10 protein-coding genes are annotated in these 14686 nt (G+C 59.8%); 5 read left to right on the forward strand and 5 right to left on the reverse strand.

Translation table 11 applies throughout. The annotated features are described in order from the left end of the window. Positions 1 to 726, reverse strand: coding sequence for a carboxy-S-adenosyl-L-methionine synthase CmoA (gene cmoA / locus E9954_RS21735; RefSeq protein WP_136081395.1), 726 nt, complete (start codon positions 724 to 726; stop codon positions 1 to 3). Between the two features lie 95 nt (positions 727 to 821). Between cmoA and E9954_RS21740 the strand changes: the two genes are divergently transcribed. The 4 genes from E9954_RS21740 (at position 822) to E9954_RS21755 (ending at position 6505) form a co-directional block, all read left to right on the forward strand. After that, positions 822 to 1949: a trypsin-like serine protease gene (locus E9954_RS21740; RefSeq protein WP_168442490.1), complete on the forward strand. Its 1128-nt coding sequence runs from the start codon at positions 822 to 824 to the stop codon at positions 1947 to 1949. 92 nt (positions 1950 to 2041) lie between these two features. Then, on the forward strand, positions 2042 to 3310 hold the full coding sequence (locus E9954_RS21745; protein WP_136081397.1) for a TolC family protein: 1269 nt from the start codon (positions 2042 to 2044) through the stop codon (positions 3308 to 3310). A 1-nt stretch (position 3311) separates the two neighbouring features. Next, the gene (locus tag E9954_RS21750) at positions 3312 to 4547 is read left to right on the forward strand and encodes an efflux RND transporter periplasmic adaptor subunit (protein WP_168442491.1); all 1236 of its coding nucleotides are present in this window, start codon (positions 3312 to 3314) and stop codon (positions 4545 to 4547) included. Continuing rightward, on the forward strand, positions 4547 to 6505 hold the full coding sequence (locus E9954_RS21755; protein WP_136081399.1) for an ABC transporter permease: 1959 nt from the start codon (positions 4547 to 4549) through the stop codon (positions 6503 to 6505). Before E9954_RS21750 ends, E9954_RS21755 begins: the two co-directional genes overlap by 1 nt. Positions 6506 to 6525: 20 nt before the next feature. Here the strand turns inward: E9954_RS21755 and E9954_RS21760 are convergent, their stop codons facing one another. The 4 genes from E9954_RS21760 to E9954_RS32695 form a co-directional block, all read right to left on the reverse strand. Beyond that, positions 6526 to 6951, reverse strand: a complete 426-nt coding sequence (locus E9954_RS21760) for a hypothetical protein (protein WP_136081400.1) — start codon at positions 6949 to 6951, stop codon at positions 6526 to 6528. Positions 6952 to 7035: 84 nt separating this feature from the next. Further along, positions 7036 to 7629, reverse strand: coding sequence for a hypothetical protein (locus E9954_RS21765; RefSeq protein WP_136081401.1), 594 nt, complete (start codon positions 7627 to 7629; stop codon positions 7036 to 7038). 27 nt (positions 7630 to 7656) lie between these two features. Further along, complete coding sequence (locus E9954_RS21770) at positions 7657 to 8484, reverse strand: alpha/beta hydrolase (RefSeq protein WP_168442492.1); 828 nt, start codon at positions 8482 to 8484, stop codon at positions 7657 to 7659. Next, on the reverse strand, positions 8481 to 8840 hold the full coding sequence (locus E9954_RS32695; RefSeq protein ID WP_168442493.1) for a hypothetical protein: 360 nt from the start codon (positions 8838 to 8840) through the stop codon (positions 8481 to 8483). Before E9954_RS32695 ends, E9954_RS21770 begins: the two co-directional genes overlap by 4 nt. Before the next feature lie 262 nt (positions 8841 to 9102). Between E9954_RS32695 and E9954_RS21775 the strand changes: the two genes are divergently transcribed. Then, positions 9103 to 14685 (forward strand): Ig-like domain-containing protein, encoded by a 5583-nt coding sequence (locus tag E9954_RS21775; protein WP_136081403.1) that lies wholly within the window; start codon positions 9103 to 9105, stop codon positions 14683 to 14685. Position 14686 lies beyond the last annotated feature (1 nt).

Raw genomic sequence — 14686 nt, forward strand, 5'->3', positions numbered from 1 at the left:
TTATTTGACGGCGAGCATGGACATGAAGTTGAAGCACTGGAACCAGACATCGACCGAGGTGAAGCCGGCGGAGAGCAGGCGGTCGCGGTGGCTCGGGATGGTTTCGGGAACGAGCACGTTTTCGAGCGCGGAGCGCTTTTGGCTGATCTCGAGGTCGGAATAGCCGTGCGCGCGCTTGAAATCGTGGTGGATATCGAACAGCAGGCCATTGAGATGATCATCCTCGAAAACCACCTTTTCAGAGAGGATCAATACGCCACCCGGCCGCATGCCGTCGCAGATCCGTTGCAGCAAAGGAGCCCGTTCCTTAGGGGGGATAAACTGGAGTGTAAAGTTGAGCACCACGACGGAGGCATTGCTGATTTCCGTTGTAAGTATATCCCCTTCAACGACACGCACACTTGCGCAAGTGTGCTTGCGCCCCACCGCCGTCCGGCAACGCTCAACCATCGCCGCCGAGTTGTCGACCGCAATAATACGGCAGTTTTCGGCCTTCAACCCGCGTGCCATCGAGAGGGTCGCCGCGCCGAGCGAACAGCCGAGGTCGTAGAGGGTGCTGCCGGGCTGGGCATAGTGCTGCGTCAGCGTTTCGATCATGGTGATGATGGAGCGGTAGCCCGGCACCGAGCGCTCGATCATATCGGTGAAAACGTCCGCTACCTGCGCGTCGAAGCTGAAATCGGCAATCTTCGCCATCGATTCATTATAGATTTGGTCTTTGCTCATAGCGGGGGAAACTAGCACACCTGCTCCGCAAACTTCCAGCACTTGGAAGGAATCATGCTAGTAAAATATACTATTTTATGGAAGGCTCCCGCTTTATGGAAAAGAACAAGAAGGCTTGGGTTGTGGTTGTTGCTGCGTTGGCCTTGGCAAGGCTGGCTTCGGCCATCGCCGTGGCGAATTATACCGTTGCGGAAAGCGCCCCGACAAACGTTGGGTATTCCCTGGATTGGGATGGCGTCCACAACTACCGCTCCTCCTCGTCCGTTGCCATCGACCACTATTGGCTGCTCACGGCCGCCCACGTTGCGGCGCATCCGGGGAGTCCCGTCAACCTGACCATTGGCGGCGAACTCTACACGGAACAGGAGCGGATATACCCCCCGGACCAGGCCGATCTGGCGTTGGTTCGCTACGACAAGCCTTTCCCCTTCTACTATCCCCTTCATGAGGGCGAAATCTACCAGGAAACGGGATCGGGGCGGAACAAGACGAAGGTCTACGATGAGCTGTTGATGGTGGGCTATGGAACGACAGGCATTGTTGAGCAAACCTCCTTCACAAACTCAGGTGGAGGAAAGGGAACCAGGCGCTGGGGAACCAACCGGGGGGTGGATGAAGCCGGGGTTGTCGTCGCGATCGGTGTTCCCTATGCGTATGCGACGACCACCTGTTTCCGGGCGACCTTCAATACCAATGACACCTTGTACGAAGCGGGTTGCAATACCGGCGATTCGGGAAGCCCTGTGTTTATAGAAGCCGATGGTGTCTGGAAGGTGACAGGGATCACGCTCTACCGCCCGTCCGATAGCGACAACCGGTTCGCCATGGTGCATGACTACGTGGATTGGATCAAATCGGTCATCACCGACTACGATACCGACATGGACGGCCTGCCGGACCATTGGGAAACGACGCATGGCGAGATGGATGCGGAGGACGATCCGGACGGGGACGGCTTCTCGAACTATGAGGAGTGGCTGGCCGATACCGACCCAAACCTCGGCACCTCGTTCCTCGGAATCATGGAATACACCAATGGGACGAGCCTGGTGTTTTCCAGTTCCACGAACCGTTCCTACCTGCTTGAGCATAGCTCCAGCCTAAGCCATGGAGCCTGGACGGCCAGCGGCGGTTGGTTCGGGGCAACGTCGACGCAAACCGTTCAGACGGTTTCGACTACGGAAAGCAACCGGTTTTTCCGCGTCCGCGCCACGCTGCGCTGATTTGATTTCCCGTAAATTAAAACAGACATTTTAAATATTTCTTTACAATATACTGGCCAGCTAGCGGTTTTGTTGTTTTCCACGGAGATTCAATGAAGAAGAGATTGATTGCACTGATCCTTGTGTCGGCCGGCTTTGCATCCGCGCAGACGAACGCGTTCCTCAGCTGGGAACAATGCCTCGAAAAAACCAAGGCCTACAACCCCGACCTGGTTTCGGCGCGCGCCGCCGTGCGCGAGTTGGAGTTTGGCGTGTCCTCGGCCAGCTCGGGCTTCCTTCCGCAAATCAGCGCCCGCGCCGGCATCGACTATGGCGAGGCCGAGACGGACTCCGGGGTGAAAGAAAACAAGAGCGCCAGCGGGCGCTTGACCCTGAGCCAGGATTTGTTCAGCGGCGGCGGGAACATCGCCGGCCGCCGGCGCGCGCTCGCCCAACTGGAGATCGGCAACCAGCAATACCGCAAAACCCTTTCGGACGTGGAGTTGCGGACCCGGCTGGCCTACATCGATGTGCTCTATGCGCAGGACTTGGTCGAGCTGACGAAAAAGATCGAGGAGCGCCGCCACAACAACGTTCGCCTGATCCAGCTGCGGTTCGACGGGGGCCGCGAAAACGCCGGCTCATTGGCGCGCAGCAAGGCGCAGCTTTCCCAGGCGGGCTACGAAGTGCGCGAGGCCGAGCGTTCGCTCACCTATGCCCTGCGCAACCTCGCCGCCGCCATGGGGATCATGGAACCTGCCCCCGGCGCCGAAGGCGACCTCCGGGCGGATGCCCCCGAGGCGCTGGCCGATCTGGAGCCGCTGATGAAGCAGACCCCGAACTACAGCATTGCCACAACCCAGATCGAAGCCGCCAAACAGGGGATGAAGGTGACCCGCAGCGGCCGGTTCCCATCGGTCAGCTTCGATGCCTCCGCCGGACTCAGCAGCGGAACCTACGATGTCTACAAGGGCTCTTGGAACGTCGGGCTCAGCGCCTCCATGCCGCTCTATACCGGCAACCGCCTCAACAGCCAGGTGGCCGCCGCCAAGGAAAACATCATCCAATCGGAAATGGATCTGATGGATACGGCCAACACGCTCATGGCCACCCTGCAACAGCGGTGGAACGGCTATGCCGACGCCATCGAAAGCGAGGCCGTCCAGCAGGAGCTGTTCGATGCCGAGCAGCTGCGCGCCGAAATCTCGACGGCCAAATACAAGCAGGGTTTGCTCTCCTACGAGGACTGGGATCTCATCGAAAGCAATTTGATTAGCCAGGGCAAAACGCACCTCCAGCGCCGCCGGTCATCCGAGATCCAGCAGGCGCAGTGGAAGAATGCACTGGGGTGGAGCGAGTGGTATACAGAACAAGGCGAATGATATGAAAAAATCGATTAAATGGATAGTGGTGATTTTGGTGCTGGCCGCAGTCGGCTTCTATTGGTTCAAGTCCAAAACAAAAAAGGCGGAAGCGTCGAAACCCACCTACGACCGCGCCAAGGTGGAGCTGCGCGACCTGCGCACAACGGTGGAATCGACCGGCGAGGTGGAGCCGCGCAACCGGTTGGACGTCAAGCCGCCCATCGCCGGGCGCCTGGAGGAATTGCTCGTCGATGAAGGCGACAAGGTGACCAAGGGCCAGATCCTCGGCTGGGTCAGCTCGACCGAGCGCGCCACCTTGCTCGACGCCGCACTCGCCACCAGCAAGGAGGAACTCGAATATTGGCAGGACCTCTATAAACCCTCGCCGCTCGTCTCCCCGCTGAAGGGAACCATCATTGCGCGCAACTTCGAGCCGGGGCAGTCCATCAGCGCCAACGATGCCGTCGTTGTGATCGCCGACGACCTGATCGTGGTGGCCAACCTCGATGAAACCGACATCGGGCAGGTGAAGAACGAGCAGGGCGTGGGCGTTACGCTCGAAGCCTATCCCGAGCGCGAGTTCGAAGGCGAAGTTGAAAAGATCGCCTACGACGCCAAGACCATCAGCAACGTCACCATGTACGAAGTGGATGTGCGGCCCTCCCGTGTGCCGCCCTACATGCGCAGCGGCATGACGGCCAACCTCGAATTCGTCATCGAGGAAAAGGAAGGCGCTCTCGTCGTTCCCGCCTCCGCCGTTCAGCAGCGCAGTGGCGGCAAGAAGACCGAAGATGGAGGAAGTGCTCCCGCAGCCGCATCCGGGGGCAACGGTGGAGGTGGCGGAGGCCGCCCCGACATGTCGAACATGTCCGAAGAACAAAAGAAGCAGTTTTTCACCCAGCGCATGAAGGAGCGCGGCATGTCCGATGCCGAGATCAAGGAGCGTCTCGCCCAGATGGCTGCGGGCGGCGGGCGTCCCGGCGGCCGGGGAGGTAAAAGCAGCAAGGGCGGTAGCAACATGGTTTCGTATGTGCTGGTCGATTCCGGCAACCCCGACCAGCCGAATGAACTCGTTGTGAAGACCGGCATGACCGACGGCATCTACACCGAAATCCTCGAAGGCCTTGAAGAGGGCGATGAAGTGCTCATCCGCAAGATCAGCCTGGGGTCTGCCAAGTCCGGCGGATCCTCCAACCCCTTCCTGCCCTCCATGGGCGGGCGTAGCGGTGGTGGTGGTGGCGGAGGTCGCCGCTAATGATCAAGATCGAAAATCTGCGGAAGACCTACCAGATGGGCTCGGTCGAGGTGCGTGCGCTCGACGGGGTCTCACTCACGGTCGAGCAGGGCGAATATGTCGCCATCATCGGCGCGTCCGGTTCCGGAAAATCGACCCTGATGCATATTCTCGGCCTGTTGGATGTGCCCGACGCCGGCACCTTTGAGATCGATGGAACCGATGTCACCAAATTTTCCGAGAACGAGCTGGCGGCCTTCCGCAACCGGATCATGGGCTTCGTCTTCCAGCAGTTCAACCTGCTCAAGCGCACCAGTGCCCTCGAAAACGTCGGCCTGCCCCTGATCTATGCCCGCAACGGCAAAAAATCCGATGCCGCCAACAAGATGCTCGATCTCGTCGGGCTCGGCGACCGCATCAGCCACCATCCCAACGAACTCTCCGGCGGCCAGCAGCAGCGCGTCGCCATTGCCCGTGCGCTGGTCAACAACCCCTCCATCATCTTCGCCGACGAACCCACCGGCAACCTCGACTCCAAGAGCGCCAAGGAAATCATGGAGGTCATGAGCGAGCTGCACGCGCAGGGCCTCACCATCATCCTCGTCACGCACGATGCCAACGTGGCCAACCATGCCCAGCGCATCATCGAAATCAAGGATGGCAAGATCCTCGCCGACTTCCAGAACCCCGATTCGCCCGAAGTGCCGCGCGTTGGCAAGGTCGAGCAAACCAAGGAAGCGCACGCCGGTTTCGGGCATACGTTGCTTGAAGGCATCACCCTGGTGAAACAATCGATCCGCTCGCTCGCCGCCAACAAGGTGCGCACGGCGCTCTCCGCGCTTGGCATCATGATCGGCGTCGCCGCCGTCATCGCCACCGTGGCGGTCGGCAACGGCGCCAAGGCCGCCGTGGAGGAATCGATGAGCCGCCTCGGCTCCAACCTGCTGATGCTCTATCCGCAGCGCCGCTCGCGCGGCGGGGTGAGCCAGGGCCAGGGCGGGAGCGACTCGCGGCTCACCACGGCCGATGTCAGTGCCATCCGCAAAGAGGTCGAGCATGTCATCCGGATTAGCCCCACGTGCGATGGCAACGCCCAGCTGAAGGCCGGCAACCAAAACTGGAGCTGCCGGGTGCAGGGCGTCGATCCCGACTACGAAGCCATGCGTTCCTACGAACCGCAGCTCGGCCGCTTCTTCACCGACGAGGAAGTCCACAGCCGCGCCCGCGTTGCCGTGCTCGGTGTGACCCCGGTGCGGGAACTCTTCGGAACGGACAACCCAATCGGCAAGCAGGTCAAGATCAACCGCCAAACCTTCACCGTGATCGGCGTCCTGCCGGAAAAAGGCAGCAGCGGGTTCCGCGACTACGACGACACCGCCTTCGTGCCTCTATCCACAGCCATGCGCAGGCTGTTCGGCAAACAATATCTCGACCGGGTGGAAATCCAGATCGACGAAGCCCAAAACATGGAACGCGCCCAGACCGATATCCTGGCGTTGGTTGCCCAGCGGCACCGCACCGGCACGGCCGCGAACCCCTTCGAAATCCGCAACCTCGCCGAAATCCAGGACACCATGACCGAAACCAGCACCATCTTGTCGATGCTGCTCTCCAGCATCGCCTCGATCGCGCTGATCGTCGGCGGCATCGGCATCATGAACATCATGCTGGTGTCGGTGACGGAGCGCACGCGCGAGATCGGCCTGCGCAAGGCGCTCGGCGCACGCGGGAGCGATATCATGTCGCAATTCCTCATCGAGGCGCTGGTCATCAGCTTCTTCGGGGGCTGCCTGGGCATTGCGCTGGGTTGGTGCGCGGGCTACCTCACGCAGCGCTTCACCCCCATGACGGTGCTCTTCACGCACGAATCCATCTACATGGCCTTCGGCTTCTCCGCGCTCATCGGCGTCCTCTTCGGCATCTGGCCCGCCCGCAAGGCCGCCGTCCTAAACCCCATCGACGCCTTGAGGTACGAGTAGTAAAGAGTTCCGGGAGGTTGTTAATAGCCTCCTTTGCTAATCCGTGTGGCAACAAAGCTTCCTGATCCGTCGGGGCCGCTATAGTTTCCTTTAATCGTTCCTCCACCATCATGCACCGTTCCGCTAATGCGGATCTCCTCGGATGTTCCGGCAAAAATCGTGCTGCTAAAGGAACTTCCGCTGAGCGTATATGTGCCCGTGTAGTGGCTGTAGCCATTATCATAAAGATATCGGGTCGTCCCGTCTTCATTGATGTACATGGACCCAATATAATCCCCGTCGGCATCGACCTGGAAATAGCCGGCCAATTCCTGCATGGAAACTTCAGACCCTCCGCCGTCGCCGTCGTCTTCCGCCGTATCGTCTTTCCGATGCTTTTGCGAACCGAGTAAGCGCGTGATGTGCTCGACGGTCTTTGGATCCGGGCTCTCCAGTGTCGAATTCAAGGCTGCTCCCTTCCTTAAAAGACCATAGCGGGGATATACGCCTTTCCTTCAGGTTTTCAAGAGCAAACAGGGTGTTCCGGCGGGCTATTTCACGAAGCCGGAGCGGTGGATTTCGAGGCAGAGGTTTTGGAGCATGCGATCGGTGCATTCCTCGAGGGCGTCCTTGGACGGTTTGAAGGGGGCGAGGGGGGCGAGCAGCAACGCCTGCCGGTGGTTGACGCCATCCTTGAGCGAGATCTTGGTTTCCTTGCCGGTGAAGGTGTCCTTGACCACCGCCATCATGCGGAACTGGTCGGTCTCGGTGTAGGGGATGAGGAAGAGCGTCAGGGCGGACAGGGTTTGTTTTGCCGTGCTGGTCGTTTTATCGTCGATGATGGCGACGTAGAGTTGGAGATCGGTTGTTTTCAGGTCGTCGGAGACGAGCGAAAACATGCCGCTGTCTTCCAGATGGTCGATGCAGCGGTCCCGGAGGTAGGCCTGGTTTTCCTGGTCGAGCTTAGTCCACGGCTCGCCATTGACCTTGCCGCTGAAGGCCAGGTTGATATACACCGTTTTTTTGTTCCGGACGCTGGGATAGCCCGAAACGGGTTCGAGCCGGTTGGCTTGGAACGAGGTTGCGCATCCCGACACAAGGGCCAGGGCGAATATTGCCGAAAGTTTAATCATCCACTGTTTCATTGGGTTCTCCGTTCAAATCAAAACAACCTATAAGCAATGATCGAGCCAGTTGGTCAATTCGCCTAAAACCTCGGCGTTCCCTGGTTCGTTATGGATCTCGTGGTAGAAGCCGTCCCAGATTTTCAGGGTGCAGCGGTCGCCCGCTATATTGGCGAATTCGCGCGAGGCCTCGGCGGAGGTGATGCGGTCGGCGTCGCCGTGCATCAGCAGCAGGGGGCAGGGGAAGTCGGAAGCATGTTCGATGTTCCATTGGCCGAACCGAACCATGGCGGTGGCGAGGCTCGGCGAGATACGGTCGTGGGTGAGCGGATCGTTGCGGTAGCTGCGGACAACGTTGATGTCGCGCGAAAGGGCGGTGTCGTCGAGCCCGCTGGGGATGGGGCATTGGATGTGCAATGCATTCAGGATATGCAGCAGTCCGGTTTTCCATGCGGGCGGTTCGTGGGTCAGCCGGAGCAGCGAGGCGGTGGCAATAACTCCAGCCAGCCTGGGTTGCTGGCTGAGGACATGGTGGAGGACGAGGTTTCCGCCGAGGCTGTGGCCATAGAGGAAAACGGGAAGGCCGGGATGAAGCTCCCCGGCCTTTTCCAGTAGCTTGGAGATGTCGGCCATGAGCTCGTCATAGTTCCGGGCATGCCCGCGCCGGCCTCCGGAGCGCCCGTGTCCGCGCAGGTCGATGGCCACAACGGCATAGCCTGCCTGGTTTAGCGCATCGGCCACATGGCCGTAGCGTCCGCAATGTTCGCCGAGTCCGTGAACCAGGCAAACCACGGCTTTGACACCATCATTCGGCAACCAGTGCCGGCCGCACAGCTTCGGATGATCGGGCGTGTCTATGGAGAAGTCGGAATTCACAGGTGCTTCTGTGCCTCCTTGAAGGTTTCGCAGGTGATCACGTGGACATCGTTTCCATAATGGAAGTGCGACATAACCGTGAGGCCAAAGTCGTGGAGGGGTTTCGAAGTGATCCGGATGATTTTCCGCACCCCGTTTCCGTTGAAATAATCCATCAGTTCCCGAAAGTGGGTTCTGGCTTCGCTTTCGAATTCATCCAGCGTGGTTAGATCGCACAGGACATGGAAGTCCGGCTTCAGTTCCCCGATACGCTGTTGGAATTCGTCTAACAGGGACTTGGCTTCGGACTCGTCGAAATGATCCGATAGGGTCAGATGCGTGCGGTTGTGCGTTTGGTCGATTTCAAGTAGATACATGGTTCCGTCCTCGCTTGTCGGCAACGTCTGGAAAAGCTTAGCGCGAATCGCTGTATCTGCAAGAGCTATTGTGGGTTTTGCCGCGATGATCAACCATCTCGCGGAACACATTTCGAAGGAATTAACCCCGTTTTATTAGGTTTCTAATAATGCCTATATAATACCCTGTATATTCGGTGTAGAGGGGGTTGACAAGCTGTGGGAAAAAGCATAATCCGACGGACGCGAGGTAGAAATACTAACTAAATTCCAGGAGGATCAAATGAATGCCCGAACGGCTCTGTATTTCGCGTTTCTCGTGCTCTGCGCACCGCTGGACGCCATGGCCGGCCCCGATCTTTACGTCTCCGCCACCGGCAACGACGGCAACGACGGCCTAACGTGGGAAACCGCCAAGCAGACGCTTAATGCGGCCAGGAACATTGCCGTTTCGCCCGCAACCATCAACGTCGGCCCCGGTGCTTTTTCCGGGAGCGGGAACGAAAACCTCGACTGGAAATATTCCGATGGCATCGGTGTGGTTGGTGCTGGCCCGACGGCGACCGTTTTCCAGACGAGCAACACCGGCTTCATCCGTAACCTGAACAGTTGCTCGAACCGTACCCGGTTTGCGGACTTCAAGGTTGTCATTACCGGCGATGGAACCGACCACTGGCGGGCCCCGTTTACCTTCTGGACGACGGCATCGGAGCCGGAGCTTCAATACTGCAACGTCACGTTGTCGAACCTGTGGCTCAAGGGCGAATACGACGGCGACCAATTCAGCGGGATTCCTGGGACGCGCAGCCGGATTAATGGGAACGCCGTATTCTTCGGTGGCTGGGGAACGGAAACCGATCTCGAAGGCGAGGCGATCGTTTCGCACTGCCTGATCGAGGGCTTCGGCCGTGCCGTGGCCTACGACGACTACCGTGGTGGAAGCCTGTCGCATACCGTGCAGGTTGAACGCTGCACCATTGTAAATTGCGCCAGTCCCGACCAGTCTTCCGGGCATCTGATCCGGCTCCGCGGATCGGGAGGCAACCGCAATGTAAACATCGTGGAGTGCGTCATCGCCTACGGCAACTCGGATTCCAACAGCGCGAACACCTATGCCATCTATAACAACGATTCGACCAGTAATCATGTGAGCTGCACCAGCAACTTGATCTGGCACATCGGTCCCGATTCACCGCACGAAAACTATTACCAGCCAACGGACCGCATCGAAGGCGAGGAGGCCGACGCCCATTACGCGCCGGTGTTCAAGACGGTTAGTGGCGAACCCTATGTTCTGGCCGACCCCGACGAACGCGGTTGGCGCTGGACAGAACCGGATCCGCCGCTTCTGATTACCTTGCCGGCCGATCTTTCCGAGGCTTGGTTCGCTGCCTCGAATGTAACGATCCATGGTTCTGCATCGCCTGATATAGCGGGTGCCATTGCCTGGACCAACGACCTCGGCGGCACGGGATCGATTCCGGTTGCAACCCATTGGACGATTGCCGATATTCCGCTGGCTGTGGGCACCAACACGATCACGGTGACGGCGAACGAAGCGGGCGGTGGCACGGTCACGGGTTCTGTTCGGGTGGTTCGCTTGCATTGGCACTATTTCGTTAGCACGAATGGCAGCGACGCCAACGATGGCCTAACGTGGGGCACGGCAAAGCTGACGTTGCAGTCGGCCCTGGGCGTCTCGCAGGCCCCGGCAACCATCTTTGTCGGCCCCGGGCTCTTCGAGGGAACCGGCAATCACAACGTATCGTGGAAACTCTATGGCGGCGTTTCTGTGGTTGGCGCCGGACCTGCGGCGACAGTCTTCCGGGCAACCGACAACCAAAGCTTTATTCGCCGATTGAACGGCTGCGACATCCAAACATATTTCACCGGTTTCAAAGTCGAAATCGCTGGCAACGGATCCGACTTGAACCGCTCCGCATTCGATTTGCTGACGCATGATGCCGACCCGAGCCTGCATGTCAGCAATGTGGTGCTTTCGAACCTTTGGCTCAAGGGGGAATACGACGGCGACCAGATCAACGGCATCGCAGGGACGGATGACCATGCCAACGGTACGGGACTGCTCTTCTACGGCTGGGGAACAAATGCGGTCATCGAAGGCGAAATCGATCTGTCGCATTGCCTGATCGAAGGCTTTGGCCGCGCCGTCGCCTACGGCGACTATAAAGGCAGCAGCCTATCGCATACCGTGAACGTCGACCGATGCACGATCGTCAACTGCGCCGGTCCGGGCGCGATCGACGCCGATCTGCTGCGGCTCCGGGGCTCCGGCAGCAACCGTTGGATGAACGTCAGCGACTGCGTCATCGCCTATGGCATCTCCGACCCGAACAGCCTGAACTACTATGCGCTCTACGACAATGATTCGTACGGGAACCACATGGTTTCCGACAACAACCTCATCTGGCACATCGGCCCCAACGCGCCGCACGAAAACTATTACCGCCCAGCCGACCGCATTGAAGGCGAAGAAAACGATGTTCATTTCGAGCCGCTGTTCAAGACGAACAACGGCCTGCCCTATGCGCTGTCGCTGGCCGTGGGCGACGGCGTCGAGCGCGGCTGGCTTATAAGTGCGCTCTCGTCGAATGTGGTCATCGAGGTGGGGGGCGAAGAGGTGGAGGTCAATGTGCTGGAAGTGCTTCCTGCCTCGGCCTATCTGCCGGTGGGCGACCGCATGCAGCTGGAGGCCTGGGCATGGAACGCGGCAACACCTGCCTCCAACTACAACGTGACCGGTCTGGTGGATTGGTTTTCGGATGCACCTGCCGCCGCAACCGTTTCCAACGGCTGGATACAGGCGACGCACGGCGGACTGGTTCGCATCGGAGCCGTACTGGAGGGGCTTTCAGCCGCTGCGGACGTGCAAGTCACCGGTGTTGACCTTATTCCGGTCAACGACTGGGTCGATGACGGATTCGCGGTGTTGGAGGCCACGGTCGGGTACGAGGACTGGCATAATATTTTCGATGACAACACCGAGAACTACTACAAGACCATCCTGATCAATCCGGCCGTTGTGACCGTGACGTTCGACGCGCCTCAGGTGGTGGTCGGGGCCGAGGGGCGCTTCTCACATGCGGCCTACCACGATTGGACGTTGGAGGTGGCGGGATCGAGCGCCGACCTCGACGATCAGACCAATACCTATCGCAAGGTGTTCGGACCGGAGCGTCTGAATGATGATTTGCTGCACGACCGCTGGTGGACGGATGCCCCGGCAACCGGAAGGGTCTACCGGTTCACCGTGCTGCGCGCCGGGAACCCGGCGGACATCGTTCATATTCGTCGGCTGGCGTTGCTGCCGCTGCTGCCGGAAACCGATATCGTGATGGGGGTTGAAACGGTGCGGGTGAACCGCATTGTGATCGAGCCCGATCCGGCCGAGTCGATTCCGGGGCGGCAGGAGGGGTTCCGCGCCTACGGCTCGCTGAGCTACAGCAATGGGGCGAACTGGGATGTGACGGACTATGTGGATTGGTCGGTTGCCGACACCCATGTTGCACGTTCGCTCGGCGGCGGCACGATCGAAAGCCTGTCGCTCGGATCAACCACGGTGCGGGCCTCCTCCGATGATGTTGCCGGGGTTGCCGCGCTGACCGTACGCGAAGCGCGCGCGGCGGATCTGGATGTGGGCTATGTCCAGCGGACCCCCGCCTACAACCGCTTCCATGTCTCCTACGCCGGCGACCCGCAGGTGGATCCGGCCTACGCCGGCGAACAAAAGTGGCCGGCGCCGGGCGAGACCGTCACCTACACCGCGCACTGCTGGAACCGCGGCGACTTTGCGGTCAGCAACGTGGTTTGGCGTTGGATCTTTGATGGCTCGGTGCAAACCCAGGGTATCCTCGCGGTTTGCGAATCGGGTGCGGCATGGTCCAACAGCTGGAGCGCACCATGGCCGGCCGATGCCGTCGAAACGATCCCCGAGCCCGGAGGCGCCTACAGCGACGGCGCGCAAAAACTAGAGCGCGGCGTGCCGGGGTACCGTGTTCGTTTCGAACTCGATCCGTTCGATGCCATTGCCGAGCAGTGCGAGCTGAACAACGTGGTTGACGACGACATTGCCGCCATCGTCTTCTGGCTGTATTTCGAAGAAACGCCCTACCGGCTGTTTTCCAGCATGCCCAATTTGCTGGAAAGCTATTCGCCCGATGACTGGGGGCGTATGATGGTCCGGGCTTTCGAACGGCGCCTCAACGCCTGCGGCTGCCCGCAGCCGGTGCGGCTCGACCGCGTATCGATTCACCCGGATAGCTCGCTGAGTGGCGGAACCCATTCTCCCGGCGACCTCGACACGTGGCCGTGCGACGGGAACTGGGGCATGGATATTGGCGGGTGGTACGAAGAGCGGGTGGAACGATATGCCAAATCCGTGGAGGGCGGCCTGATGCACGAATGGGGCCATCAGATCGGCATCGTCGATCTCTATCGGGATGATACGGTCAACAGCAAGTTCCTCATCACCACCGGCGGCGTGGCAGTTGCGGGAACGCCCGCCTGCCCTAACCTTTGGGGCGAAACCCTGTTCCATGGAAACATGGAGATCATGCACGACAGCGGCTCCGCGTATTATGTCGAGCCCGGGCGGGGCATGATGGCCAATCACAGCAAACGCTACTTCTGTTCCAGCACCGTGGCAGGCATGAGCCGCAACCTCGGTATGCGCCGCGGGTTCTATGGCGACTACATGGCCGCGATCCAGTCGAACATCACCTTGCGCGTGCGGCACCTCGACGGATCGCCGGTCCCCGGCGCGGCCGTCCGCGTATTCCAGCGAGGGTGGGACGAGATTGTGCCGGACAACCCGAAGTTCAGTGGCACCACCGACGCGTTCGGCGAGTGGGCTTTCCCGCACCAGACGCTGCCGGGCTGGGAGGGCGGCATGGCCGTGCATAATCCGTGGTCGTCGATGAACAACGGCTGGACATTCCAGGGGCCGGCACCCGTTGGGCAAAACCGCCTGCTGGTGGTCGAGCTGCAGTTTGACGGGCGGGTGGAGTATCACTTCGTCGAAGTGGATGCCGCCAACCTTGCGTTTGCCGCCGGTGAGACGGAGCACTGGACGATGGAGCTGACCACCTATGCCTCGCGCGAAGGCAACAACCTTCCAGCAATCGACTTCAACGGTGCACCGGACACGGTCGAGCTGGTGGAGGGTGAATTCTTCAGCGCCGTTATTTCGGCAACGGATGCGGATGGCGATCCGGTTGTCCTGTCGTGCACGCCGATGGAAAACACGACGTTTGATCCGGCCCGGGGCCTCTTTACCTTCCGTCCCGATGCGTTGCAGATTACGGAAGGGGGCGGCCACTACGAATCCATGTATGTGGACTTTGTGGCGGACGACGGTCTCTTCAAGTCCACGCGCCGAATGAATTTCCTGGTCGATGACGTGCCGGGCTGGGCAACGCTCGATGAATCGGACAACGATGGCGATGGCGCGGGTGATCTTGCCGATCCGGACGACGATAACGACGGGATGACGGACGAGTTCGAGACGCAATATGGTCTCGATCCGTTTGCGGACGATGCCGATGACCACGGCGATGGTGACGGGCAGACCAACTGGGAGGAATACATTGCCGGAACCGATCCAACCAACGGTGCCTCCTGCTTCTGCATCCTCTCGCTCAGCGAAGACGGAACCATCATCAGTTGGTCGAGCGTATCCGGTCGCCGCTACTCCGTGCAAACGACGACCAACCTGTTGTCGGCCGGTTATGCCGATGTGGCCGGAGGGATTGACCTTCCGGCAACGCCCGAAGAGAATGCGTTCACCAATGCGCCGCCGGCGAGCGATGAGCCGCTCTTTTACAGGGTTAAGGTTCGCTTGCCGTGAT

The organism is Pontiella desulfatans, from assembly GCF_900890425.1.
GTDB lineage: Bacteria > Verrucomicrobiota > Kiritimatiellia > Kiritimatiellales > Pontiellaceae > Pontiella > Pontiella desulfatans.

Coding starts and splice junctions, on each gene's coding strand:
- cmoA (WP_136081395.1), bottom strand. CDS start 726: ATGAGCAAAGACCAAATCTATAATGAATCGATGGCGAAGATTGCCGAT.
- E9954_RS21740 (WP_168442490.1), top strand. CDS start 822: ATGGAAAAGAACAAGAAGGCTTGGGTTGTGGTTGTTGCTGCGTTGGCC.
- E9954_RS21745 (WP_136081397.1), top strand. CDS start 2,042: ATGAAGAAGAGATTGATTGCACTGATCCTTGTGTCGGCCGGCTTTGCA.
- E9954_RS21750 (WP_168442491.1), top strand. CDS start 3,312: ATGAAAAAATCGATTAAATGGATAGTGGTGATTTTGGTGCTGGCCGCA.
- E9954_RS21755 (WP_136081399.1), top strand. CDS start 4,547: ATGATCAAGATCGAAAATCTGCGGAAGACCTACCAGATGGGCTCGGTC.
- E9954_RS21765 (WP_136081401.1), bottom strand. CDS start 7,629: ATGAAACAGTGGATGATTAAACTTTCGGCAATATTCGCCCTGGCCCTT.
- E9954_RS32695 (WP_168442493.1), bottom strand. CDS start 8,840: ATGTATCTACTTGAAATCGACCAAACGCACAACCGCACGCATCTGACC.
- E9954_RS21775 (WP_136081403.1), top strand. CDS start 9,103: ATGAATGCCCGAACGGCTCTGTATTTCGCGTTTCTCGTGCTCTGCGCA.